The organism is Desulfosporosinus sp. I2 (assembly GCF_000960765.1).
Classification (GTDB): domain Bacteria; phylum Bacillota; class Desulfitobacteriia; order Desulfitobacteriales; family Desulfitobacteriaceae; genus Desulfosporosinus.
Map to the genome: position 1 here is coordinate 1 of NZ_JYNH01000072.1, position 22,457 is coordinate 22,457.

Below are 22,457 nucleotides of genomic sequence, written 5' to 3' on the forward strand. Positions count from 1 at the left end.
GCAAGCTAAAGGAATCAATGACTTGCTATAACCTTAGCTGCATTTTTTGGTAATAATAGGTATTTTGGGAGTACGGTTTAACATTGTGGTACCTCCTTTAATTGTACCCGTGTTACAGGGATTGCCCTGGGGCTATTATTATCCCACTCTGGTTGAATGGCTTAGTAGTTTAGGAATAGTGGCTTTCGGTCTGTTTTTATATACGGTGGCAATTAAAGCATTGCCGATTGATACTATAAAAGACATTAGGGAGGAAAAATAATATGGATCAACAGAAGAAGCCGGTTAAAATCAGCAGAAGAAGTTTTCTTAAAACCAGCGCTGTCTTGGCGGGGATAGGTTTAATAGCTCCTGTAGCCTTAGGGTCTGAGCAGTCAGCGATTGAATCCTGGTTCTTAGATGATCCGCATGGAACGGGAAAAGAGGCCCTGGATTACGGCGCTGAGGATGTTATCTATACAACCTGTTCACAGTGTAATAGCTATTGTACTTTAAAAGCTGTTATATCCCCTGCTAAAGGAAACGGTCCTACTTCTTATATTGGAAAGTTAGCAGGCAACCCGTATAGTCCGCTAAATATGCAACCTTTTGGTCAGATTCCTTACCAGACTCCTGTGGACAAGGCTGCCAAAGGTCGTGGCGATGTGGCCAAGGAAGGACGAGGCTTCCGGGGCGGACGGACCTGTCTCAAAGGCCAGGCTGGTATCCAAACTGCTTATGATGCTTTGAGAGTGCAGAAGCCACTGAAAAGGGTTGGTCCCAGGGGAAGTGGGCAATGGCAAAGTATTAGCTGGGAACAAGCGCTAAAGGAAATTGTTTATGGTAGCCCGGATCTGGGAACTCCAGGGTTAAAAAACATCTGGGCCTTTGTTCCCGAAGAGGAGGTTATGACTGATTGGGAAAAGGTGAAAAAAGGGGAACTGTCCCAAGAGAAATTTGATGCGAAATATAAAGATGTGCTTATCGATACTAAACACCCGGATTTGGGGCCCAAGGCTAACCAAATTGTAGGCTTTTTTGGGGACCGGCGGGATTTTTTCAAAGACAGGTTCTGGAGCCAGACCATTGGCAGCATTAACGGCCTTGATTATGGCGGTATTTGTGGTGCCAGCGGTGTAATCGGGAATGTACAGTCATTTAATTCAGAAAAACCGAAAAAACGCATGTACGCAGATGTGGATAATGCTGAGTTTGTCATTGTCTGGGGAACCGACCCGCTGGTGGCCAATAAGGGACCTTCATGGCTTGCGCCCAAACTTATGAATGCTCTCAAAAGAGGAATGAAGTTGGCTGTAGTGGACCCAAGATTGAACCGGATTGCTGAAAAGGCGCACATCTGGGTACCGATTAAACCGGGAACCGATGCGGCCTTAGCACTGGGAATGGCCCGCTGGATTATAGAAAACGAGCGTTATGACTTCAAGTATTTGACCAATCCCAACCAAGAGGCAGCAAAAGCTGACGGAGAACCGACTTGGTCAGATGCAACTTATTTGGTCAATTTGTCTACTAAAGGGAAGCCCAAACTCAGGGCCAGTGATTCCGGTATTGGAACGGAAAAACAATTTGTGATAATCCAAAACGGCAAACCTGTACCTTATGACCAGGCTACAGAAGGACAATTGGAAGTGGATACGGTTATTAACGGCATCCATGTTAAGTCGGTGTTTACCTTATTTAAAGAACGGGTTATGGAATACACCATTGACGAATATGCCAAGATTTGTGAGATCGATCCGCAGCAGATTATCGACTTGGCTAGGGAGTTCACTTCCCATGGAAAAAAAGCGGCTATTACCTCCTACCGAGGCCCGGCAATGCATACTAATGGTTTCTATAATGTGCGGGCTATTAACTGCCTTAACCACTTGATTGGCAACTATGACTGGAAAGGGGGCAGTATGAGCACCGGAGCCAAGTTTAATCCTTTCGAGGGCAGGTATGATCTGTTGAAAGTGCCGAAAGGATATAAGGCCTGGGGCATACCGCAGATACGCAATAAGGTTGTCTATGAAAAGACTACTCTCTTTGAGCGGGATGGCTATCCGGCCAAGCGTCCCTGGTTTCAATATTCCGGTAATAACATTCAGGAGGCCTTACCAAGCGCTGCTGAAGGTTATCCTTATCCCGTCAAGGCCCTGTTCATTCACCGGATTTCTCCCTTATTGTCGGTGCCTGTTGGGATGACCCATAAGGAAATTTTAAAAGACCAGAAAGCTATTCCCCTTTTGGTAGTATCTGATCTGGTAATCAGTGAAACAGCTACTTATGCCGATTATATTTTGCCTGATTTAACTTACCTGGAACGCTGGGGATTTGAAGTTATCTATCCTAATTTCCCCCTCAAAGAAACCCATATTCAACAGCCGGTAACCCGGGTTTATCCTGAAGCCTGGCAGCTGGAAGACTTCGTTATTGACATGGCCAAGGAGTTAAAACTACCTGGGGTTGGGGCCGGAGCCTATCCGGACGGGAGCGCGCTGGATCGAGCTGAGGACTTTTATCTGAAGCTGGCGGCCAACATTGCTTATGATGGGAAAGAGCCCGTACCGGAAGCGGATGACAAAGAACTGTCAATCTTTGAAAGGGCAAGAAAAAAAGCTTTAGGTAAGTTCTTTGATCTTGAGTCTTGGAAAAGAGCGGTTAAACCGGAAGAGTGGCGTAGAGTTGTCTATGTTCTTAACAGAGGAGGCAGATTTGAAAAACAAGGTAATGAATATGACGGTCCGTACCTCAAGTATAAATTAGCTTCTGAGGTTAATTTTTACGCCGAAAAAGTGGCCAAAGGGAAACATTCATTTACGGGCCAACCTTTGGACGGCCTGCCTAGGATTGAAGAAATCACTTATTATAACGGGAAAAAGGTGGAGAAGGGAGATTATCCCCTTATCTTTATTAACTGGAAAGCAAGACATATCGGACAACACCGCAATATCAGCGATGCGTGGCTGCGGGAAATTGAGGCGGAAAATTACGTTTGGATTAATCCGGTTGATGCCAGGAAACGTGGTATTAGTTCCGGAGATCCCATCAAAATTATAACTCAAGACTTTAAAGCGGAGGGGAAGGCGCTGGTAACCAACGGCATTAAACCTGGCGTAGTAGGATGCAGCTATAATTACGGCCACTTCGCCTATGGCGCGTCCTCGGTACAGATTGACGGTAATAAGACCGAAGTTGTTCAGCCCTACGGCCATACCAAATGGGTGGCAGGATATAATGATACCGGTTTTGCTGCAGGAAGAGGTACCGGTTTTGCTGCAAATGCCGTTCAATTGGTAGATGTTACGTTAAAAAACGCTTGTTTGTCCGATCTTATTGGCGGCGGAGCCAGTGAATTGGATACCAGAGTGGAAATAGTCAAGGCTTAACAAGAGACCAGTATAATCTTCTTGGTTAAATCGGTTGAGATAAGCTTTGAGGGATTTTTCAGGTTCACCCCTTGATGCCCTTGGCTACTATAAGCACCTCTGTCTTAATAGGTATTTTCTCTGCACTTTCGAGTAGACGAGCCGTTGAGTTAGATCCTTTAGAAGCACTTTCATATATTTGATCAAATTCGCTTATTGGAAACAAAAGAGGGCGCAACAAAACTTGAGATTTCCGTTTTGTTACAGCCCCTTATTTTACGTTTCCAAAACGTCTTACCAACCCGTACGCACAAAGAAGTATAACCCCAAAATTATGAGTACCCCACCACTTATATAGGTAATATACTGACTCCACTTCGATAAGCGGGGTAAACTCTTTAGCACGGCTGTAAATGTGCCTGCAATAATCAGCGGTAACCCATGGCCCAGACCGTATATAAAGAGCAACAAAGCGCCATACCATAGTACCCCTTGCCCAGCCACATACGTCATCAAAACCGCTAAAACCGGAGTTGCACAGGGTGAAGCAACCAGCCCAAATAATAAACCCACTCCGAACGATCCCAGCACTCCCCCTCGTTTCTCGGGCATAGCCTTCAAACCAGGTAACTCAAAGTTAAAAACGCCTATTAATTGTAAGCCCATTAGAATAGCAAAAAGTCCGATAATATATGGCCATGCTGGCCCAATCTGGCCAAAGGCTTTACCTAACAAAGACGCGACTATACCCAATATGGCAAATGTAACGGCTAAGCCTAGTACAAAAAATGCCGAAGTGATGAAACCTTTAGTCTTTGTTGGCTTTTCCAAACCACCGATGTAGCCCAACATAACGGGTAACATTGACAAGATACAGGGACTTAGGCTAGTTATTACGCCCCCTAAGAAAACTAGAATCAGGATAGATACCCCACCTGAGGATAAAGCATTTGGGATGGTTTCTTTAAAAAATGATTCATACCAGCTATTGTTTCGATTTCCCAAATTTATTGCATTTTCCAAAGTGGCTTTACTTTGAGGTCCAGTATCGTTGTATGTAATTTGCCCTTGCTGATCGAAAACGAAAAAAGCTGGGATATAGTATATATTAAATTGTTTGGCGAGAACTTGTCCTTCCGGATCATCAATATCCGCTACAATAAAGTTAACATTCGCACTATATTTTTTCTCTAGAGCCAGCACCACGGGCTCCATGCTCTTACAGCTGGGTCACCACTTTGCGTAAAACTCTAAAAAAGTGGGTTTACCCGATTCCTTCGCTTTTTCGAAAGCAACTTGTGGCTGATTGGTTACATGAAATTCGGTTGGACCAGTGAATCTCGGTATGACCAAAGCCATAATTGCCAAGACACCCACCAGTACTGAAATCAGCGCTTTAACTCTTGTCTTCATAGTTCACCCCTAGCGAATTGTTCCTTTTTCCTGCTCCCTACCGTAAATAATATCTCTGTTCTTAATGTCTGTCCACCTAGGATGGTTGCTCACACCAATCGGACATGAAGGATGAATTACGGTGTCTTATGACTCGATGTGCCCGCAACAGGGTTATTGTTTTTTTGTTGCGCAGCAGGCATATCCTTAGCTTGGGGAATAATCTGTTTTAGCCGTTCTGCATTAGGGCCATTTGGGTCTTTGTCCAATGCAGTCTGCCACACACCAATAGCCGAAGAGTAGTCTTTCTTAATTTCCGAAAGGAAAACCCCGTAATTAAACAATGCTTGTTGAAAATCCGGATTCTCTGTTAAGGCCTCTTTGAAGCCCTTTTCAGCCACATCATTTTGACCAGTATAAATAGCGGCTGTGGACATATCTGTTAATACATTGATATCCTTCTTAGTATTCAGGACGCTTTGATAGTATTTAATAGCTTGGAGATAATCTTCTCGCGCTTCATTCGGCGCGACTGTCCGTGCCACTGTCCCTAAATCATAATAGGCATTGCCTAATTCCTGTTGTAGTGAACTATCATTAAAACGATTCAAGGATCATCAATAAGTGTACTCTACTATTGTGAATTTCCTATGAAAATCCTATGAATTCCCCTCAAGCTTAAAAAATCGCTATATTTACCCCTAACCAGATTGCCGAAGGCTGTCTTTCCCTTATATAATGTGCTAAATACGTCTTTGAAAGGAGTTTGCTCGTCATGAGAATTTTACTCGTTGATGATGAAAAAAATGATTACAACCGTGCTTAAGGCCTACCTTCAACAAGAGGGGTTTCAGGTCAGCACGGCCATTAACGGCCTTGTTGCCCTAACCATGTTTAAAGAAAACCCTTTTGACCTCGTGATCCTTGATCTAATGCTCCCCGGCATGTCCGGAACAGAAATTTGTAGTGAGATCCGCAAGATATCCTCCGTCCCCATCATCATGCTCACCGCTAAAGTTGAAGAGGAGGATCGCATCAATGGATTGAGTATTGGTGCCGACGATTACATTACAAAACCCTTTAGCCCCCGCGAAGTGGTTGCCCGCGTCCGGGCCGTTCTACGCCGCACAAATAACGAAACTGCACCGCTGGCGGACGTAGTCTCCTATGACAACGGCCTAACCATTGATAACATACAGCATGAAATTCGGCTTCATGATCAAGAGATCTCTTTAACCCCAACTGAATTTAAGATCCTTGGAGCCCTGGCGAAACACCCTGGTCGAGTGTACTCACGGGGGCAGCTGGTTGAAATTGTTCAGGGACATGACTTTGACGGAGATGACCGTGTGATTGATGCTCATATTAAGAAGATTCGCCAAAAGATAGAAACTACCCCTAGCGATCCTCAACTCATTCTGACGGTTTACGGGATCGGCTACAAGTTTAATCCAAGTACGGGGGAATAAAATGCGCAAAAAACTCTTTCTCTCTACACTAATCATCTCGCTGATAACTTTAACGCTCAGCATGCTTGCAGTAAATTTAGTCTTCCATCAACAGTTTAGTGATTATTTAACCAAGACGAACGAGGCAACCTTGGAACAGCTACCCTCTCGTGTAAGTGCTATTTATCAAAGCAAGGGCACATGGGATTCCACGTCTCTGGATGACATTAGCCATTCCCTCCCGATCGGTACGGTCGTCACGCTGACAGATCTGAGCGGGAAGTTCATATCGCCCATGAACTGCGTACTCCTTTAACCTCTATAAAAAGCTATATCGAAGCCTTCCAAGACAACGTCCTGCCTGCCGATGACGGGCGCCTTTTGACCCGGCTCTTTTACAATCTTGTTCACAATGCCTATCGGTACTCCGATGTTGGCGGTCGAGTCACCATCACGCTTATGCAAACACCGGATTCTGTGGAAATCGGGATCAAAAACACGGGTATCGGCATCCTGCCCGGAAGACCAGCGTATAAGAACGCTGTAACCGTATGAATACTGACCGCCCAAGGGATGGAAAGGTAAATGATGGGTTTCACCCACTATGGTGTCGGGCTTCCTTTGCTCTCAGCGCCAAGAGTCGTCCACAATGACGAGGTTGAGCACGAGATATCCAAACAAGACGATCATATCCCAAAACATCATGGAATGAGGGCTGGGATGACTCCAGGTCATGATGAAAGCGCAGGAAAGAAAAAGTCGACCAAACCTTACTACTCCTTAGACTGGTTTATTTAAGGCTGGTGCAACAACCAATAAGGGTCATTCTGCCCTGCGTGCTTCCCGAGGGAGCAACAATCTGCAATGCACCGGGTCGTTGTGGTCCGTCTGATAGACGGGCTCGCGGCACCAAGAAAGTTCGACCTAGTCTAATCCGGCAAACATGGCTTTCCACTCCGTGGGAACAAAGTGAGCTCCGATGACGGGTGAAGGTATGCCCTCCAATAGTTCCCACGAATCAGGTTCAAGCCAAAGCCAATGCTCCCCCATGCAAGATAACTCAGGTAGCTCAAGTAGCTCTGGAAAACATGATGTGCGTTAAATAGTGATGCTGCTTCGCTTCTTTTCATATGCAATATATACTTTCCAAAAATGCCAAAGGGCAGTTTCTCCCTGAGGAGTCACTGCCCTTTTTGGCTTGCATGCTTAATTCCCTGTTACTGAACCTCAATAGTGTTAAGAATCGGTCCTTGCCAGTTTTCGAACCACACCTGACCCGTATATCCATTCACATCAAGTTCTACGTAATCCTTGCCGTCTTTCTGAACCATGAATTCATAGTACCCTGGAGCCAGTTCCGGTTTCCCGATCGAATATCCTTGGCCCATTTTGGTTACGAACTCTTGAGCGCTCTATGTGGCCTGTTCTTCACTGACCGTGACAGCCTCAGTGTTGCCCCAATTCATGTGTCCGTATTTCGTGTTCCACATAATATTCGGACCCATCTCAGCTATGATTTGTCCACCATTCTTGTAAACCATGACTTCATAAGCTTTAGCCCCCGTCTTTCCCTCTTTGAGCTCTACTTCATACCCATTGGAAAATTCATGAATTTCGGCTACAACAACGTCCTGGTTCAGTTTTTTTGTATAAGCTTTAGCAACAGCTACGGCTTGATCCGATGTGGCGGCTTCACCATTAGTGAGGTTAACACCCAAACTTTGGGCATTATAACCCCCACCCATCATACCTTAACCTCCGTCGTATCCATTCGCACCGAAGCCGCCCATCATGCCGTAGCCTCCACCGTATCCATTCACACCCTGGCCACCCATCATACCGTAGCCTCCACGGTATCCATTCGCACCCTGGCCGCCCATCATGCTGTAGCCTCCACCGTATCCATTCGCACTAAAGCCACCCATCATACCATACCCTCCAGCGAAACCATTGGACCATGGAGTCGTTGCGCCATTCGAATTATTGTTAGGAGATGACGGAGTTGTGTTTGTAGATTGTGAAGTTACTAACTGAGTACTCTGCACGGTTGATTGATTTGTCGCAGGAGAACTAGCATTAACCGTACTACTTCCGTTGGGATCAGCGACAGTTCCTTGATTTTGAGTTGTTGCAACGGTCGGTGCTAAACCGAGAGTTTGTCCGACTGCTTGGGCAACAACCGACCCAGAGTTTAAGGCGAATGCCGTGCCTGAAAGCGCCATCACGCTTGCTATTGAGAGCCCTACAATCCATTTTGTCCTTTTCATCATATTTCCTCCTTTAATTTCACCTTAGATTAGTTTCATGGCAACCCTGTCTTCATGTCTCAAAGTATATCGAATCAATTCGATTATGCTGTGAATGAGTTGTGAATTTCTCATGAATTAAATGCGATTATGCAATAAGAAACGTAATTTTGCTGTGTAGCAACTGTGACCTGCTGAATTTGCTCAACGACTGTCGTATCCCATAGCTTATGGCAGACTTTGAATCTTTTTATCCACGTTTTAGCAACCCCATTTCCCTTATTAATTCCAATTCTTCGGTCTACGCAGTCACAGCCCTACTGGCTATATGATTCTTTCCGTTTGTTTTAAGTAGTTTAAACTATCAGCAAAAGTTCACTGAGTTAGTTCATATTAGCAGTCGTTGAAGCGTCATAATCTCGCGGCTTCCAGTCTTTAAGATCGTCTTCATTAAGAATGATTTTGCCGTTATTCTCATCCACTGAATAATTCAACTCTTGAGGAGGATACTTAGTGCATCCGCCACCCAACCCCGTTAAGTCGGCGAGACTCCAACGGGTCCAGCAAACATTACAAACCAAAACATCCCCTTCGATGTGGAATTTGCGGGAATAGCATGGTTCACAAAAACTACTGGCCACCATCACCCGGCCCGCAGGGCTTAAATAAGCCATTACCGGTAACCCTTTCTGGCTATTACCTATATCAAAATTGGGATCATACATGGCGTAAATAATTTTGTTTTTCTCCAAGTCGTCGAGAGATAATTTAACTTGACCGTTACTAATCTCTGCTTTTACCTCAGTCATTTCAATGTTTTTATTTGTATAGTTAATACTTTTTCCTATTGAATATTTGTTATCGAACCCGGGAATTACCTCCTTGGTCGAGAGAACAACAGCTACTACCCCCACCACCAACAATGTACAAAGACTAATTAAGACCAATTTCCGCCGTTTTTTACTTTGTAATTCTAGAGCCTCTAGACGCGCCCGCTTCCCTTCCAGATCTGCCATGCTGATTCCCTCCTTCCTCTCAATATAACGGAGAGTCTTTCTTTAAGACCGTCGAACTATCCGGGGAAGCTTATGAAGATTTGCTGTTAATTACTTCTTTAAAAAGTTCAAGCTCTTTCTGGAGCTTGGCTTGTTTTTTGCCAAGACGCAAAATGTACCCGAAGATTAAAACCCAAATTATAGAATAGGCGAGAAATAAATAAAACAACTTATCCATAATTGCACCTCCGTTCCAGATTCTTCATTCGTCAGTTGAACATTCCCTCTTTTAACAAACGAATCTCGGCTTTGATCCTTTCAATACGGACACTACGCATCATAAGATAACAGTACAATAAGGTAAAAGCGAACAGGCTGGCAAAGAAAGCCAGCATCATGTCAGGGGCTAACGCAATTCCATTCGAAGTGACCAGAGCACCGGGGTGCATAGTCCTCCACCAACGAATTGCAAAAAAGTCGACTGGCACGACCGCAAAGGCCAAGATGCCAAACACTGCAGCTAAACGTGCTTTCTTTTCTTCCTCGCCAATGGCCAAACGAATCTTGCCATAGGCTAGATACAAAAACCACAGGATCAAAGTGGTGGTCAGACGTGGATCCCACGTCCACCAAGTATTCCAGATGGGTTTAGCCCAGATCGGGCCGGTAATTAAAACGATGGTTGTAAAAAATACACCGATTTCCGCAGACGTATAGGCATAGATATCCCAGTTCGCCTGCCTGGTAAGTAGGTAAGCGATACTGGCAACAAAAACAACCAAAAAGGCCATCATTCCGACCCAAGCCGAAGCGACGTGAAAATAAAAGATTCGTTGAACATCACCCATCGTTTTTTCTGTGGGCGCATAAACTAGTGCTAAATAAAGCGCAACAAACACAGTAAGAAAAGTTGACCACGCCAAAACCTTTTCTATTAGACTAGTGCGCGTGTTTTCAGTCATAGACTACACCTCCAGTAAATAATCGAAGAGAAGCATAGGTAAAACGGTAAAGACAACCCCGTAGACAACCAGAATCTTAAGATAAAGATCGGCTCCGCTTACTACTAGACCAAAACTACCTTTGGTCACAATTACAGCGCTAAGCAATACCGGAATAATCAACGGAATCAACAAAATTGGCATAAGAATCTCTCCGGTTTTCGTTGCTGAAGACAAGGCCGCTAAAAAGGTGCCAACAGCCATAAAACAATAAGTGCCAAGCAGAAGGACAATTACAAACAATCCCACCTGCTGTGGTCCGGGGTAATTGAAGATAATGAAAAATAGAGGAATTGTTACACCTTCTACAATAACCATGAGCAAGAGGTTCATTATCGTTTTAGCCACGTAAATAGCACTACGGTCCAGGGGACAGAGCATCAATCCATACAGACAGTCATTCTGTTGTTCCGCAGTGAACGACCGGTTAAGGCAGAGTATTCCAGCAAAAGTCATCGTAATCCAAATGATACCCGGCAAGACCCCGCCCATTAAATCTTTGTTTAGATCGATAGCAAATCCGAAAACGACCACCACCAACAGGGAGAATACTATCATCGTGCTCAGCATTTCCTTACCCTGAAGCTCACTTCTAATTTCTTTCCAAAGTAAACTTCTCACTTTTCTAATGAAGCTCATTTGACTCCTCCTATAAGCTCCAAATAGTGACGTCTAAACTCTTCTCGCTTTACTCTACGGGGATTGCAGGTGTAGGCGATACGACCACCCACTAGAATCAAAGCCTGGTCACTTTGTTCCAAACCCTGGTCAAAGTCATGGGTAATCAGAAAAACTGTGTGTTTACTCTGGGCTAACTGACTCAAAATTGCATTTAAAACCCCTTTAGCCATTTCATCCAGTCCAGTGTAGGGTTCGTCCATCAAAAGAATGGGAGGATTGTGGACTAGCGCGCGCGCAATAGAGAGTCTCTGCTGCATACCTCGAGAGAAACTATGTACTGGTTCACCGGTTGCAAACGACAATCCCACTTCATCTAATAGGCGGGCAATTCGTCGCTTTAAGTCTGGCACTTCATACATTCTGCCGTAAAACTCCAAGTTTTCTCGTGCCGTTAAATTATCATAGAGAAACGAATTATGAGATATCATTCCTATTTTACGTCGGAGAGTTGATCCGTTCTCCCTTATGTCCTGACCGTCAATCAGTACCTGCCCACCAGAAGGTTTACTGAGCATAGCCAGAATTTTCAAGGTCGTACTTTTACCAGCGCCGTTAGGCCCAAAACAAGTAACGAATTCCCCGGGGGCGATTTCCAGATCAACTCCCTTTAAAATCTTTTTACTACCAATTGTTTTTATTAGGCCCCGGGTTATAATCAAACGTCTCATCCCCCGATTTACACGATTTGCCTTAATTTAGTTTTACCTGTCCCCCTCAGGATCGGTATCCTCTGTATCTAAGATAGCCAGGGCCACCTTTGCATACTTGTTTTTTAAAGATCGGTAATCTTCCTCCGAAAGTTTTTTTCATATGATAATCAAATTCGATTTCACTTAAGGCACCCATAATTATGTCTTTTTCCGATGCCATCGTTGGACTCAACCAGTCTGCTTGCTCCCCTTCATCTCCATGACCTTTCCAGATGGGATAGCCTATCAAAGCCAAGGATACCAGCACCAACAACACGAGTAATAAAACTGCATACAAAGGTTTTCACCTCCAAACACCCTTTAAATAGTAGGGTTTACCACCTTATAAATACTTCTTTAACTCTTCGTCCAAACGATGGGCATCCTCCGGATCAAGCGGGGCAACTTCTTCTTCCCGCAGGGATGAACCTACCCATTTTTCTAAGCCCAGGTAAATAAATGCGCCTCCACCAATAGTTACCACAATCGGTCCAAGCCAAGCAACCCAATTGAAACCCCTTTTTGGCGGTGCAGCCAACACTTTATCTCCATATACCTCTGCTAGATAAGCATAAGTTTGTTCCTTATCCAAACCCTCTTTGAACATCTTTTCTCGGATAATGCCCCTTAATTTTTGGGCAGCTAACGTTTCGCAGGCTGCCAGATTCATCATACAGCCATCAAGGACACATATTACCCCACTTTCCACATCCAAAGGTATAGGGCGTGTTTCCCAAGTCTCGCTGCCATGGGCAGTTATAGGGGAAAACAACAAAGCGAACAAGACAATGATAACTGGAACTAACCCCAATCTCTTCATACTACGCCCTCCACCTCATCCTCAATGACATCCTGCCTTCGAAGGTAGTGAGCCCCGGATTGACTACCGCGTACGGGCCAAAGGGCAAAGATCGTACCGAAGATCAGAACATAGCCACCAATCCAAAGCCAGGCAACCAAAGGATTGACAAAAATCTTGAATGTCGCGCTCCCATCTTTTTGCCAATCCGCCAAAACGGTGTACAGATCTTCTTTTAAAGTCGTGCGTAGTCCAACCTCAGTGGAGGGTTGATCCGAAGTGGGATAAAATACTTTCTGTGGTTCCACTACGCCGAGCAGGCGACCGCTATGCCGATCATAGACACTTAACGAGGCATAAACAGCCTGACGTGAATTACCCAGATCTCTTTGAGATAAATGGCTGTAATTTAATATGTAGGAACCTATTTCGAAAGTTTCCCCGATCTTAACAGTTTTGGTCAAATCAAGATTGTAGGTGTGAGAACCAGTAATTGCGATCAACATTAGCACCATACCCAAGTGAATGATATACCCCCCGTGACGCCGACGGTTACGTATCAATAAAATAAATAGAGCCTTAAGGAAAGACTCCCCGGTTATTCTCTGCCGCACCCACGTTCCCTGGATAATCTCCCGTAGTATTGTAGAAATACAAAATACTGCTATCCCATAACCAGCTAAAGCATAGGGTTTTCTAATCCCTAGCAGGAATATGTCCAGTATAGCTACTGCTGTAAGAACTATAGGCACCAGGAAATTGTCGAGCAAGCTTTTAGAAGTAGCCTTACGCCAGGCAATTAACGGGCAGATTCCCATCAGGATAAACAAAGCTAATCCTAAAGGGGCACTGACTATATTAAAGAAAGGCGCTCCCACAGAGACTTTTACTCCCTGGACGGCTTCAGAAATTATCGGGAAAATCGTACCTAAGAAGACTGCGAAAGCTAAGCCAACTAGAACTAAGTTATTCAATAAAAAACTGCTTTCCTTAGAGAGGAAGGCCTCGAACGAGCGACCCTGGGTAAGGAAGGCACTCCGTGTAACAATCAAGATTATGCCAACAGCCAACATGAAGACGGTAAACACTAGGAAATACCGCCCTAGTTCGTTACTGCCAAAAGCATGAACAGACGTTAGTATGCCACTACGCACCAAGAAGGTACCAAATAGTGTGAGCACATAAGTGATGGTAACCAACACTACGTTCCATACCTTCAGCATGTCTTTACGCTCCTGGATCATGACGGAATGGAGAAAAGCGGTACCAGTTAACCATGGTAGCAAGGAAGCGTTTTCCACTGGATCCCAACCCCAGTAACCACCCCAGCCTAACTCCATATAAGCCCACTGAGCTCCAAAGAGATTACCTAAACTTAAAAACAGCCAAGCCACGATCGTCCAACGACGCGTAATCCTAATCCACTCATCTCCGGCATTTTTGGTAATCAGTGCTGTCATCCCGTAAGCGAAGGGTATAGCAAACCCAACGTAGCCTAGGTAAGTAGTGACCGGATGAAACACCATACCTGGGTTTTGCAACATCGGATTCATACCCGCCCCAGCACTTACTATAGCTCCTGGGTACCAGCCACTTACCCGCTCAAATGGATTCGTCAAAAACGCTAGAACAAAGAGAAAAAAGGCTGAGTTAAAGAGTAAAATTCCGCTGGCATAGGGCGCCATAAGCTTACCTTTACGCGAATAGGCAACAACTACCGTATACCAGGATAGTAGGAACAGCCAAAGCAACAAGGAACCGGAATTGCCCGCCCACCAAGCAGAAAATCGATAGAAGCCCGGTAAATCACGACTTGTGTATTCATAAACATATTTGATGCTGTAATCTCCACTCATGAGAAAGAAGATTAGGATTAAGCTAGCAACAGTGCTGAGGAAAGCTACTGCTAAAATTGCTCCTTTAGCGCTCCCCAATAAAGCTTGATTCTTTGTACGAATAGCCATTAGGAACGCGATAATTCCATATAAACTTAAAACCAGAGCTAAAACTATTGAAAAATAGCCTACTTCAGCCATTAGCATACATCACTCCGATTCTCGATTTTGCTACCGCTTTAGACCTAGAGATCTCAAAAACTTAGTAACCGCACCCTCCTGCTGGGCTTGGTCTGCCTGCTCGTATTTAGAAGGGCACTTGAGGTTAAGATTATCGACATGAAAAGTGCCATCCTGATTGAACTTTCCTTCCACTACGGCCCCGGTTGCCTCTTGAAAATTATCGGGTTTGACATCGTTATAAATTACTGTCAATCTCTTGTCGGGAGAGTTTTCATCATAGATCTGAAACTTAAGCACGACCGGGTTACTTTTCCCGTCAAAGGTTGCCGTAGTGACATCGATTTTTCCTTCAATACGGTAATACTTACCAGGATCAACACTACCGTTGATAGCTTCACCTACCTTTAGGTAATAAGCTGCATTAGCGGTGCTAAACCCGGCAACTATCAGGTAGAAAACAGCGGCCACTATTATGAGAATGCCAGCAGTTACTTTAAGGTTCTTTTGTCTCATTTAATCACGCCTCCAGTGTAAATCGAGGTTCGAGGTTCGATATTCGTGGTTCGAGTGCATGTCCCTTTACGGGTTCTGCATATCTCTGTGAGCATTTTCATCCTCTTATGATCCCCCATTTATGTGGCATGGTGGTCTACTTGTATGTTCAATTATCTTCTTTAATTTCGGACAAAAGCTGTTTATAAGTGTCCACATCAATCTTGCCATCTAGCAACATTTGACGAAGTTTCCTTTTTTCCTGAGTTCCAGCTTGCTCCCCTCCTGGCTTTTTAGATGTTGGTCCTTTTTTCTTGGATTCAGGCCCTTTATAAGCCCCCCGTGCAGGCCGCTTATTCCTATTGAGGCCAAAAATCAGAATACCGGTTAAGATGGCAACAAACAACAAGATAGGGATAAGGAACTCCGGCTTACTAAGCTGACTATTCCATCCCGTCGATGAGCTTATAGGGTTATTGTCACCGATTTGTGGCTTGTCGAAGCTTGGTTTATTATCCGACTTGGTATAGTCGACTTTAACAGCCACATTATCTTTAGGCGTTTGATTTTTATAGTTAAAGGAAAATAGATCCAATCCATTAGAATCTTTCCCAGTCATACTTGCAGCTGGAGTCGTGACAAAATTACTAGCGTTTTTCGGGGCTACAATGTTTAAATCCAAGTTATCCAAATCATCCGTCGGAAAAAATATGTAGTTAAATGTTTTGTTAGGAGCAGCCGAACCATTATCATAATAAAATTCCAAATAGGCCGGATATTTCTGGTTGGGGGCGATATCTTTGGTGATTTTCCAACTGAGCTTTACTTTGTTATCCCCTAGATCCTGAGTGGTATACGGCTGGCAGTCATGGCCTCCCTGGGCAGTAATTTCGCAGGCCATACCTATTTCCGCTCCCTTAGGGATAATAAAGGAAATAAGGGTGTCTTTCTTAATAGTTTCTGTCCCCGGATTGATAAAGTCTCCCTGATAGATTACTAACGTTCTTGGGTCATCATATTCTGGTTTGACATCCACTTGAAAGTTTGTGGCTTTTAGACTACCACTCTCTGCCCACGCAACATTGGGGCTAATGTAGTTTATACTTAGGCTTAGGAGAAGCAAAACCATAATTAAAAGTAACTTTGCCTTTGTCTTCACTTGTTAATCTCTCCCTTGTGTAGTGAAGTTGTCCATTCCTTTAATGCCCCAGATTAGAACCTCAATCCGATAGATGTGGCTTAAATAGAGGCATGAGAGATAGGGGGCTACCCTATCTCTCGGTCCAAAAGAAATGTTTTATAATGTAGCATCACGATAAAAGATAAAAGCGTTTACATGCCCAGAGGCAAACGAGGCAGGAACTTAGCCAAGTAACCCGTCAGTTGAGTCAACTTGTCAGCGTAAATCACATAAGAGATATAAAGCATTAGGAGACCGGCTAGCCGTTCGACAACAATTTGCCAGCGACGTACCCTCTGCAAACTCTTAATAACCCAATTAAATGACATCCCTGCGATCATATAAGGAATAGCCAGCCCTGCGGAAAAAATAAACATAACAAGCATTCCGCTGAACGGATTTTGGGTGGTGCCTGCTAAAGCTAGAATAGAGTAAAGAGTTGGGCCAATGCAATGGGAACAAGCAACGGCGAACAATAAGCCGACGACAAAGGATGACCAAGTACTGTGTTTGGCCTTATTCCTCAACTTTTCGTAGAAGGCTGGTTCCCAGTGTAATTTAGCAAGAAACGACAGATCAAAAACGCCCAAAAGCTTAAGCGATAAGATAAGGACAACTGTACCACCCAAAATATTAAGCACGAACTGCCATTTGCTGAGAATTGCCCCGAGTTCTCCTGCAGCGGCTCCGGCAGCAGTAAACACCAGAGCAAATCCGCCGATAAAGGCTAGGGTATTCTTCAGTACTCGGCGGCGTAGGAGAGCATCCATAGCCGTCTCTTTAAGTTGATCGGAAGTCAGCCCTGTAATCAGAGAAAAATAGACTCCTAACATAGGAATGATGCAGGGCGAGAGAAAAGATAGAATTCCAGCAGCAAAAGCAATTGCTAATAGCGACGTAGTCAATAAATCACCCTACTCTCGGTTTTAGTAAGCCCACTTGAAGTTACGCATCGGAACGCTGACTAAATTCTTAATTACAAGTGTAACCTGGCTGCCGGGTTTCAGTTTGCTTAAATCTGTACTTTGTACTCCTATTTCAGCCGAAACGTGATGACCTTCTCCGCTTTTGTTTAAAACTTTAACGACAGCTGGTACAGTGGTACCACTAATCTTTAGTTCAGTATTCTCAGTAAAATCGAAATCGTCCAGATTGGTCATATGATTGTTCATCGATACCGCAAATTTCTGCATAGAGGAATTGGAACCTTCTTTTTCCCAGGTAACGGTAACATAAACCCCTCCTTGGTTATCAAGTTGCGGTGCCATCCCCGGGCCAGCGACCAATGGGCTGGAAGAGCCGGAGTTGTTAATACTGGTCGTATTAGTAGCTTGCTGCGCTTGATTTTGCGTAGCTTCAACCGTTTGGAGGCCCCACCAAACACCAGCCCCTAAAATAATAATTAATGCAGCTGCAAGTACTCTTACCTTCAATCGTCTCTCCCCTTTGCAAATAGCAAATTTCCTACACCCAAGACATTTCTCACTAACAACCTTGTCTGACTAGCTCTAATAATACTTACACAATTCGACTATGTTGTGAATTAGTTGTGAATTTCTTGTGAATTTCTTAGGAATAAAGGAGATATTCTTCATAATTTGTCGGTCTACAAAGATAATTCAGAGGTCATTTATGAATCTGAGAAGGTGCCATGTCTATTGGACAGGTAATGCGCAGTAGCGTCCCACAAAAAGTGCTGAGGATTACCCTCAGCACTATAATTGACTATTTAATTCATTTCGCATTAAAACTCTTGTGCTGAATATTTCAATCAACTTACAATTGACCCACTTCCAGTTACACAATGCCTGGACCCCTCAAGTGAGTAGTGCTCTCCTAAGCATAAACAAACTTACTTACTAATTATTTATGACCCTGTAACCAGCCTCATCGACGGCCTTTGCAAGTATCCTTAACTAAGGCAGTGCCTGACCATCGCAGATCCAGTAATTACTGATCTTAGAAATTCATCATATTACTTCCCAACTTTGCTGTCCCACTCCCATTCATCATCGCACTTCCAGGACTGGTAGCTCCACTTCCGTTGGTCATCATGTTTCCCCCGGATTGGCTCATGAATTGGTTCATTTTATCAAGGTTATCTTGCCCCACTTGGGCCTTAACATTCGGGTCTGAATTCATGAGATCTTGCATCGCCTTAACATCCCCTGTTTGCACGGCGTTCTGCATCCCCGCTGAATTATGGAGATTTTGCATGGCCGTCGAATTCATCAACGTTTGCTGTTGCCCTGGTGAAAACGTTTGCTGCATGAAACCTTGCATTTGACCGACCCATCCGTTGCCTTGTAGCTGGGTTGTTCCAGCTAAAGCTGGTAAAGCCATAAGCCCAACTGCTAATGTTGCGGTTCCTACGATTGCCGTGATTTTTTTACTAAATTTTTTCATTGTATATTCCCCCTAATTTAATCTTCATTCTACTGTTTTGCTTCGTTTGCTTCGCAGATCTTCCATGTCCTTAGTGTAACCCTGGGATACGATCATCTCATGAAAAAGTTGTGAATTTCTCATGAAGAAGGGACCTTGATTGAGAATCAAGGTCCCTTCTTCTTAATTATAGGTGTGTCAAAAGCTTCTCTTCACATTCTAATAAAGCGTGTAGCAATATTCTTACCCCTTGACACCTGAGGAGCCGAAACCTGTTTAGGTCTGACGTTCGCCACCTTCTGTGAAGGAGTGCTAGGCGTTTTTGAGATCTGAGGTGCTTGAGACACTCTCTACTGAAGCCGGTTTTTTCTCTTCGACACGAACATTAGAAGTTTCGGATAGTTGGATGATTACATCACGTGTTCCTATTCGCATGCTCGATCATGTACTTTCCTATAACTCTCTAAAGGACATGTAAGGATATGGTGATCGCCGGGTCTCCCTAGCCTACAAATGCGAAGGGCAGTTTCTCCCTGAGGAGCCCCTGCCCTTTTCTTGCTTCCTTGGCTATTTCCCTTTTACTTTGAATCAATCGTATTAAGAATCGGTCCTTGCCAGTTTTCGAACCAAACCTGACCCGTGTATCCATTCACATCAAGCTCTGCGTAATCCTTGCCGTCTTTCTGAACCATGAACTCATAGTAACCTGGCGCTAGTTCCGGTTTTCCGATCGAGTATCCTTGTCCCATTTTGGTTACAAAGTCTTGCGCGCTCGTCGCGGCCTGTTCTTCACTGACTGTGAGAGCCCCAGTGCTGTCCCAATTCATATATCCGTATTTAGTGTTCCACATAATATTCGGACCCATCTCAGCGATGATTTGTCCGCCATTCTTGTAAACCATAACTTCATAGGCTTTTGCTCCCGTCTTCCCATCTTTGAGCTCAACTTCGTACCCATTGGAAAATTCATGAAGTTCCGCTACAACAACGTCCTGGTTCAGTTTTTGTGTATAAGCTTTAGCAATCGCTACGGCTTGATCCGATGTAGCGACTTCACCGTTGGTGAGGTTGACACCTAAGCTTTGGGCATTATAACCCCCACCCATCATGCCATACCCTCCACCGTTTCCATTTGCACCGAAGCCACCCATCATACCGTACCCTCCACTGCTTCCATTTGCACCGAAGCCACCCATCATGCCGTAGCCTCCACTGCTTCCATTTGCACCGAAGCCACCCATCATACCATACCCTCCGGCGAATCCATTGGATCCTGAAATAGAATTATTGTTAGAAGAAGACGGTGTTGTGTTTGTTGCTTGACTTGTCACAAGATAACTAGCATTAATTGCTTTGTTTCCGTTAGTGTCTGCGGAAGTTCCTTGGAATTGAGTTGTAGCAACGGTTGGTGCTAAACCGAGAGTTCGTCCGACTGATTGGGCGACAACTGACCCAGAGTTCAGGGCAAACGCCGTGCCTGAAAGCGCCATCACGCTAGCAATTGAGAGTCCTACTATCCATTTTGTCTTTTTCATCATTTTGCCTCCTTTAATTTAAACCACTCACTTCACACTTTTTTTTACTATCAGCCACTGTCTTCTTGTCTCCAATTATACTCAACCAATTCGATTATGCTGTGAATGAGTTGTGAATTTCTCATGAATTTACTTGTAGGGGCGGTAAGCTACCTTTAAGAGTTACTTCTTTTGTTCAAAGAGTATTGGTTGTTTAGTACCCTGTTGATGCGGCCCCATTGAGAAAACAAGCAAAGTCCCACCAATCACGCCAAAGACCGTCGCTTCGGTCAAAAATAGCTTGGCTATTTCCTTATTCGAAGCACCAATTGCTTTCACGATGCCAATTTCCTTACGCCGTTGAATAACAGCAGTTGTCATTGTTCCCGCTATACTTAATAAGGAAACAATTAACACTCCAATAGTTATAAAAAACATTAAAGCCTGTATTTTCTCCAGAAGTCGTTCCTCGGCATGTGCAACCTGTTGAATCACTTTTGCCCGTGAACCAGGCACCTTTTTTTCTAATTCTGCTCCTTTATTCTCAACCGACGTCTTTGTACTCAACACACTTAAATCAACTCGCGAAACCTTCCCAGCCGTACCTAAAAAAGTTTGGGTTGTAGCAAGATCATCCATAATTCGGTTATCTTCATCTCCACCTGTTTGGACAACCCCTGCAACTTTGACCTCTAGTGTTTTTTTCCACCGTTAAGTATAAGAGGTTGATTGATGGAAAGACTGAACTTCTTAGCAACTTCCTGTCCTATAACGACACTATCCTTTTGAGGGACTTCACCTTTGAGTTCCCACCAAGGATGGATCACCATGCATGATAGCATTTTTCTTGAGTACTGGGATTTCAGCCTGTGTTCAGCATCACCGTCAATCAGGGTCCCTTCTTCATGAGAAATTCACAACTTTTTCATGAGTTTATCGTATCCGAAAGCTACACTAAGGACATGGAAAAACAGCAACAGCGCATCAAAGGAAGCAAAGTTGTAAAACGAAGATTTAAGAAGAGGAATATCACTAAAAAAATTTATCTGCCCATAAATCCCAGCATGTTATTGACGCTTGATTTTGTCCTAGCTGTTGAACAGACTTTTAATGATTGGTTACAACATTTTTTCCAATGGCGACAACACCCCTAGCTCGTGTGGAATAAGACACACTACTCTGCGTTTTATCCCACACAACGTAAACTCTTAATTTCTTGAAATCACTCCAAAAGCGCCTTCGCAATCTTTTTAATGGTAATCAAAAATTTCATTAGATACTGATCAGGGTAAACTCTAAGCCTAAAGCTATCACATCTAATTGAAAGCAAAGCATAACTTGGCATCACTTTTGCATATATGACTATTCAACAATATGATTAGAGGAGTGTGCCTAATGAATTACCTAAGAAGACCAATGAAGAAAATCCTTCTTTCCCTATCTCTATTAATCTTAACTCTCTTGTTTGCCAGTAATACACTAGCTGCATCTGGAAAGCTAGAACAAGACGCCGGCCCTTATCACGTGATTATGCAAACCAATCCAGAAAACCTTATGGCTAACCAAGCTGGAACCATGACAATGATTATTAAAAACAAGGCTACTGGACAACCCGTGACTGGTGCCAAAGTCATAATGATGCAGTCAACGATGAGCAATAGCAGTTCTGCTGGTAACAATAGCGGTAACATGGGGGGCATGAATATGTCTTCCGGTATGGATAAACAAGGTGGGACGGCCATGCAGGAACAGTCTTCAATGGGTTCAATGGCTATGGACCCAGGCACATACATGATGGAGGGTATGACTTTCAACCAACCTGGGCAGTGGAACCAAGCGATCACGATTTCTTCCCCTTTGGGTGAAAGCACCGTTAATTTTCCTATAACTGTCGGTAAATCCGGACCGAATTTCGTTCTTATTGGCAGTGTCGCTGGTGCAGTTGTGATTGTTGGACTACTTGCAGCCATGTTGAAACGAAAGAAAAACTAAGAAAGTAGAGGCTTTAGAATGTCTACTAAAAAGCAACCGATAAACTTCCTTGATTACCCTTGGCTCAAACGTTTTCTTAAAAGTTCACTATTCCCTCGAATATTTCAATGGATCACTGTTTTAGTTTTTGCAGTCATCATGGTTGAAACGCTAGCAGGACCCTCTGTTGCCCATGATAACTTCGGAACTGCCGCCACTTGGGTTCTTTGGTGGCCACTCATCCCTTTTTTCTTTTTTCTGCTCGGTCGGTTTTGGTGTGGAATTTGCCCCTTTGC

At 44.1% G+C, this 22,457-nt stretch carries 26 protein-coding genes and 3 pseudogenes; 7 read left to right on the top strand and 22 right to left on the bottom strand.

The features are described from left to right. Positions 1-46: 46 nt before the first annotated feature. Together UF75_RS28355 and UF75_RS15655 are read left to right on the top strand one after the other, a co-directional pair. Positions 47-262, top strand: coding sequence for a hypothetical protein (locus UF75_RS28355; RefSeq protein WP_156146477.1), 216 nt, complete (start codon positions 47-49; stop codon positions 260-262). A 1-nt stretch (position 263) separates the two neighbouring features. Then, complete coding sequence (locus UF75_RS15655) at positions 264-3,371, top strand: molybdopterin-dependent oxidoreductase (RefSeq protein ID WP_045575527.1); 3,108 nt, start codon at positions 264-266, stop codon at positions 3,369-3,371. A gap of 273 nt (positions 3,372-3,644) precedes the next feature. Here UF75_RS15655 and UF75_RS15660 read toward each other — a convergent pair whose 3' ends face one another. After that, positions 3,645-4,763, bottom strand: a complete 1,119-nt coding sequence (locus UF75_RS15660; RefSeq protein WP_348983063.1) for a cytochrome c biogenesis protein CcdA — start codon at positions 4,761-4,763, stop codon at positions 3,645-3,647. Between the two features lie 116 nt (positions 4,764-4,879). Further along, positions 4,880-5,353 (bottom strand): tetratricopeptide repeat protein, encoded by a 474-nt coding sequence (locus UF75_RS15670; protein ID WP_052693326.1) that lies wholly within the window; start codon positions 5,351-5,353, stop codon positions 4,880-4,882. Between the two features lie 164 nt (positions 5,354-5,517). Between UF75_RS15670 and UF75_RS15675 the strand changes: the two are divergent. Both UF75_RS15675 and UF75_RS27245 read left to right on the top strand, forming a co-directional pair. After that, positions 5,518-6,211: pseudogene (locus UF75_RS15675) on the top strand (response regulator transcription factor). 1 nt (position 6,212) lies between these two features. After that, a pseudogene (locus UF75_RS27245) lies at positions 6,213-6,703 on the top strand (histidine kinase dimerization/phospho-acceptor domain-containing protein); the annotation flags it as partial. Here the strand turns inward: UF75_RS27245 and UF75_RS31055 are convergent. From UF75_RS31055 to UF75_RS28360, 20 genes and pseudogenes are all read right to left on the bottom strand, one after another. Further along, positions 6,703-6,913: pseudogene (locus tag UF75_RS31055) on the bottom strand (menaquinol oxidoreductase); the annotation flags it as partial. The pseudogenes UF75_RS27245 and UF75_RS31055 sit on opposite strands and share 1 nt — an antisense overlap. A gap of 494 nt (positions 6,914-7,407) precedes the next feature. Next, the gene (locus UF75_RS30160; RefSeq protein WP_242860259.1) at positions 7,408-7,578 is read right to left on the bottom strand and encodes a hypothetical protein; all 171 of its coding nucleotides are present in this window, start codon (positions 7,576-7,578) and stop codon (positions 7,408-7,410) included. A 24-nt stretch (positions 7,579-7,602) separates the two neighbouring features. Further along, a complete protein-coding gene (locus UF75_RS30165) occupies positions 7,603-7,938 on the bottom strand; it encodes a hypothetical protein (protein ID WP_242860260.1) in 336 nt (111 codons plus the stop codon). A gap of 3 nt (positions 7,939-7,941) precedes the next feature. Beyond that, positions 7,942-8,460: a hypothetical protein gene (locus tag UF75_RS30170; protein ID WP_242860261.1), complete on the bottom strand. Its 519-nt coding sequence runs from the start codon at positions 8,458-8,460 to the stop codon at positions 7,942-7,944. Between the two features lie 359 nt (positions 8,461-8,819). Further along, on the bottom strand, positions 8,820-9,452 hold the full coding sequence (locus tag UF75_RS15695) for a Fe-S-containing protein (RefSeq protein WP_045575531.1): 633 nt from the start codon (positions 9,450-9,452) through the stop codon (positions 8,820-8,822). Between the two features lie 70 nt (positions 9,453-9,522). After that, positions 9,523-9,669: a CcmD family protein gene (locus UF75_RS27255; RefSeq protein ID WP_082075179.1), complete on the bottom strand. Its 147-nt coding sequence runs from the start codon at positions 9,667-9,669 to the stop codon at positions 9,523-9,525. 31 nt (positions 9,670-9,700) lie between these two features. After that, positions 9,701-10,393 carry a cytochrome c biogenesis protein CcsA gene (gene ccsA, locus UF75_RS15700; protein WP_045575532.1) on the bottom strand — a complete coding sequence of 231 codons (693 nt, stop codon included), beginning with the start codon at positions 10,391-10,393 and terminating at the stop codon, positions 9,701-9,703. A 3-nt stretch (positions 10,394-10,396) separates the two neighbouring features. After that, positions 10,397-11,071: a heme exporter protein CcmB gene (locus tag UF75_RS15705; RefSeq protein WP_045575533.1), complete on the bottom strand. Its 675-nt coding sequence runs from the start codon at positions 11,069-11,071 to the stop codon at positions 10,397-10,399. Continuing rightward, positions 11,068-11,772 carry a heme ABC exporter ATP-binding protein CcmA gene (ccmA, locus tag UF75_RS15710; protein WP_045575534.1) on the bottom strand — a complete coding sequence of 235 codons (705 nt, stop codon included), beginning with the start codon at positions 11,770-11,772 and terminating at the stop codon, positions 11,068-11,070. Before ccmA ends, UF75_RS15705 begins: the two co-directional genes overlap by 4 nt. A 55-nt stretch (positions 11,773-11,827) precedes the next feature. Then, positions 11,828-12,100, bottom strand: a complete 273-nt coding sequence (locus UF75_RS15715) for a hypothetical protein (RefSeq protein ID WP_045575535.1) — start codon at positions 12,098-12,100, stop codon at positions 11,828-11,830. A 45-nt stretch (positions 12,101-12,145) separates the two neighbouring features. Further along, positions 12,146-12,622 (bottom strand): cytochrome c-type biogenesis protein CcmH, encoded by a 477-nt coding sequence (locus UF75_RS15720; RefSeq protein ID WP_045575536.1) that lies wholly within the window; start codon positions 12,620-12,622, stop codon positions 12,146-12,148. Then, a complete protein-coding gene (locus UF75_RS15725) occupies positions 12,619-14,637 on the bottom strand; it encodes a cytochrome c-type biogenesis CcmF C-terminal domain-containing protein (protein WP_045575537.1) in 2,019 nt (672 codons plus the stop codon). The genes UF75_RS15720 and UF75_RS15725 overlap by 4 nt, the downstream gene beginning before the upstream one ends. A 30-nt stretch (positions 14,638-14,667) precedes the next feature. Continuing rightward, on the bottom strand, positions 14,668-15,132 hold the full coding sequence (locus tag UF75_RS15730; RefSeq protein WP_045575538.1) for a cytochrome c maturation protein CcmE: 465 nt from the start codon (positions 15,130-15,132) through the stop codon (positions 14,668-14,670). A 148-nt stretch (positions 15,133-15,280) separates the two neighbouring features. Next, on the bottom strand, positions 15,281-16,270 hold the full coding sequence (locus tag UF75_RS15735; protein WP_045575539.1) for a hypothetical protein: 990 nt from the start codon (positions 16,268-16,270) through the stop codon (positions 15,281-15,283). Positions 16,271-16,443: 173 nt separating this feature from the next. Next, positions 16,444-17,196 (bottom strand): cytochrome c biogenesis protein CcdA, encoded by a 753-nt coding sequence (locus UF75_RS15740; protein WP_045575540.1) that lies wholly within the window; start codon positions 17,194-17,196, stop codon positions 16,444-16,446. A 21-nt stretch (positions 17,197-17,217) separates the two neighbouring features. Continuing rightward, positions 17,218-17,724 (bottom strand): hypothetical protein, encoded by a 507-nt coding sequence (locus UF75_RS15745; protein WP_045575541.1) that lies wholly within the window; start codon positions 17,722-17,724, stop codon positions 17,218-17,220. Between the two features lie 526 nt (positions 17,725-18,250). Further along, on the bottom strand, positions 18,251-18,697 hold the full coding sequence (locus UF75_RS15750) for a hypothetical protein (protein WP_045575542.1): 447 nt from the start codon (positions 18,695-18,697) through the stop codon (positions 18,251-18,253). Positions 18,698-19,254: 557 nt separating this feature from the next. Continuing rightward, positions 19,255-20,214, bottom strand: a complete 960-nt coding sequence (locus UF75_RS15755) for a hypothetical protein (protein ID WP_045575543.1) — start codon at positions 20,212-20,214, stop codon at positions 19,255-19,257. A gap of 159 nt (positions 20,215-20,373) precedes the next feature. Then, positions 20,374-20,829: an FtsX-like permease family protein gene (locus UF75_RS15760; protein ID WP_045575544.1), complete on the bottom strand. Its 456-nt coding sequence runs from the start codon at positions 20,827-20,829 to the stop codon at positions 20,374-20,376. Between the two features lie 53 nt (positions 20,830-20,882). Further along, positions 20,883-21,032 (bottom strand): hypothetical protein, encoded by a 150-nt coding sequence (locus UF75_RS28360; RefSeq protein WP_156146478.1) that lies wholly within the window; start codon positions 21,030-21,032, stop codon positions 20,883-20,885. 63 nt (positions 21,033-21,095) lie between these two features. Between UF75_RS28360 and UF75_RS15765 the strand changes: the two genes are divergently transcribed. From UF75_RS15765 to UF75_RS15775, 3 genes are all read left to right on the top strand, one after another. Next, positions 21,096-21,344, top strand: coding sequence for a hypothetical protein (locus tag UF75_RS15765; RefSeq protein WP_197079430.1), 249 nt, complete (start codon positions 21,096-21,098; stop codon positions 21,342-21,344). A 241-nt stretch (positions 21,345-21,585) separates the two neighbouring features. After that, positions 21,586-22,182, top strand: a complete 597-nt coding sequence (locus UF75_RS15770; RefSeq protein WP_045575546.1) for a hypothetical protein — start codon at positions 21,586-21,588, stop codon at positions 22,180-22,182. A gap of 18 nt (positions 22,183-22,200) precedes the next feature. Beyond that, positions 22,201-22,457, top strand: a 257-nt coding sequence (locus UF75_RS15775; protein WP_045575547.1) for a 4Fe-4S binding protein, incomplete at its 3' end; no start/stop codon positions are given.

Coding starts and splice junctions, on each gene's coding strand:
- UF75_RS15655 (WP_045575527.1), top strand. CDS start 264: ATGGATCAACAGAAGAAGCCGGTTAAAATCAGCAGAAGAAGTTTTCTT.
- UF75_RS30160 (WP_242860259.1), bottom strand. CDS start 7,578: ATGGGCCAAGGATATTCGATCGGGAAACCGGAACTGGCTCCAGGGTAC.
- UF75_RS30165 (WP_242860260.1), bottom strand. CDS start 7,938: ATGATGGGTGGGGGTTATAATGCCCAAAGTTTGGGTGTTAACCTCACT.
- UF75_RS30170 (WP_242860261.1), bottom strand. CDS start 8,460: ATGATGAAAAGGACAAAATGGATTGTAGGGCTCTCAATAGCAAGCGTG.
- UF75_RS15695 (WP_045575531.1), bottom strand. CDS start 9,452: ATGGCAGATCTGGAAGGGAAGCGGGCGCGTCTAGAGGCTCTAGAATTA.
- UF75_RS27255 (WP_082075179.1), bottom strand. CDS start 9,669: ATGGATAAGTTGTTTTATTTATTTCTCGCCTATTCTATAATTTGGGTT.
- ccsA (WP_045575532.1), bottom strand. CDS start 10,393: ATGACTGAAAACACGCGCACTAGTCTAATAGAAAAGGTTTTGGCGTGG.
- UF75_RS15705 (WP_045575533.1), bottom strand. CDS start 11,071: ATGAGCTTCATTAGAAAAGTGAGAAGTTTACTTTGGAAAGAAATTAGA.
- UF75_RS15720 (WP_045575536.1), bottom strand. CDS start 12,622: ATGAAGAGATTGGGGTTAGTTCCAGTTATCATTGTCTTGTTCGCTTTG.
- UF75_RS15725 (WP_045575537.1), bottom strand. CDS start 14,637: ATGGCTGAAGTAGGCTATTTTTCAATAGTTTTAGCTCTGGTTTTAAGT.
- UF75_RS15730 (WP_045575538.1), bottom strand. CDS start 15,132: ATGAGACAAAAGAACCTTAAAGTAACTGCTGGCATTCTCATAATAGTG.
- UF75_RS15750 (WP_045575542.1), bottom strand. CDS start 18,697: ATGAAAAAATTTAGTAAAAAAATCACGGCAATCGTAGGAACCGCAACA.
- UF75_RS15755 (WP_045575543.1), bottom strand. CDS start 20,214: ATGATGAAAAAGACAAAATGGATAGTAGGACTCTCAATTGCTAGCGTG.
- UF75_RS15760 (WP_045575544.1), bottom strand. CDS start 20,829: ATGGATGATCTTGCTACAACCCAAACTTTTTTAGGTACGGCTGGGAAG.
- UF75_RS28360 (WP_156146478.1), bottom strand. CDS start 21,032: ATGCTATCATGCATGGTGATCCATCCTTGGTGGGAACTCAAAGGTGAA.
- UF75_RS15765 (WP_197079430.1), top strand. CDS start 21,096: ATGAGAAATTCACAACTTTTTCATGAGTTTATCGTATCCGAAAGCTAC.
- UF75_RS15770 (WP_045575546.1), top strand. CDS start 21,586: ATGAATTACCTAAGAAGACCAATGAAGAAAATCCTTCTTTCCCTATCT.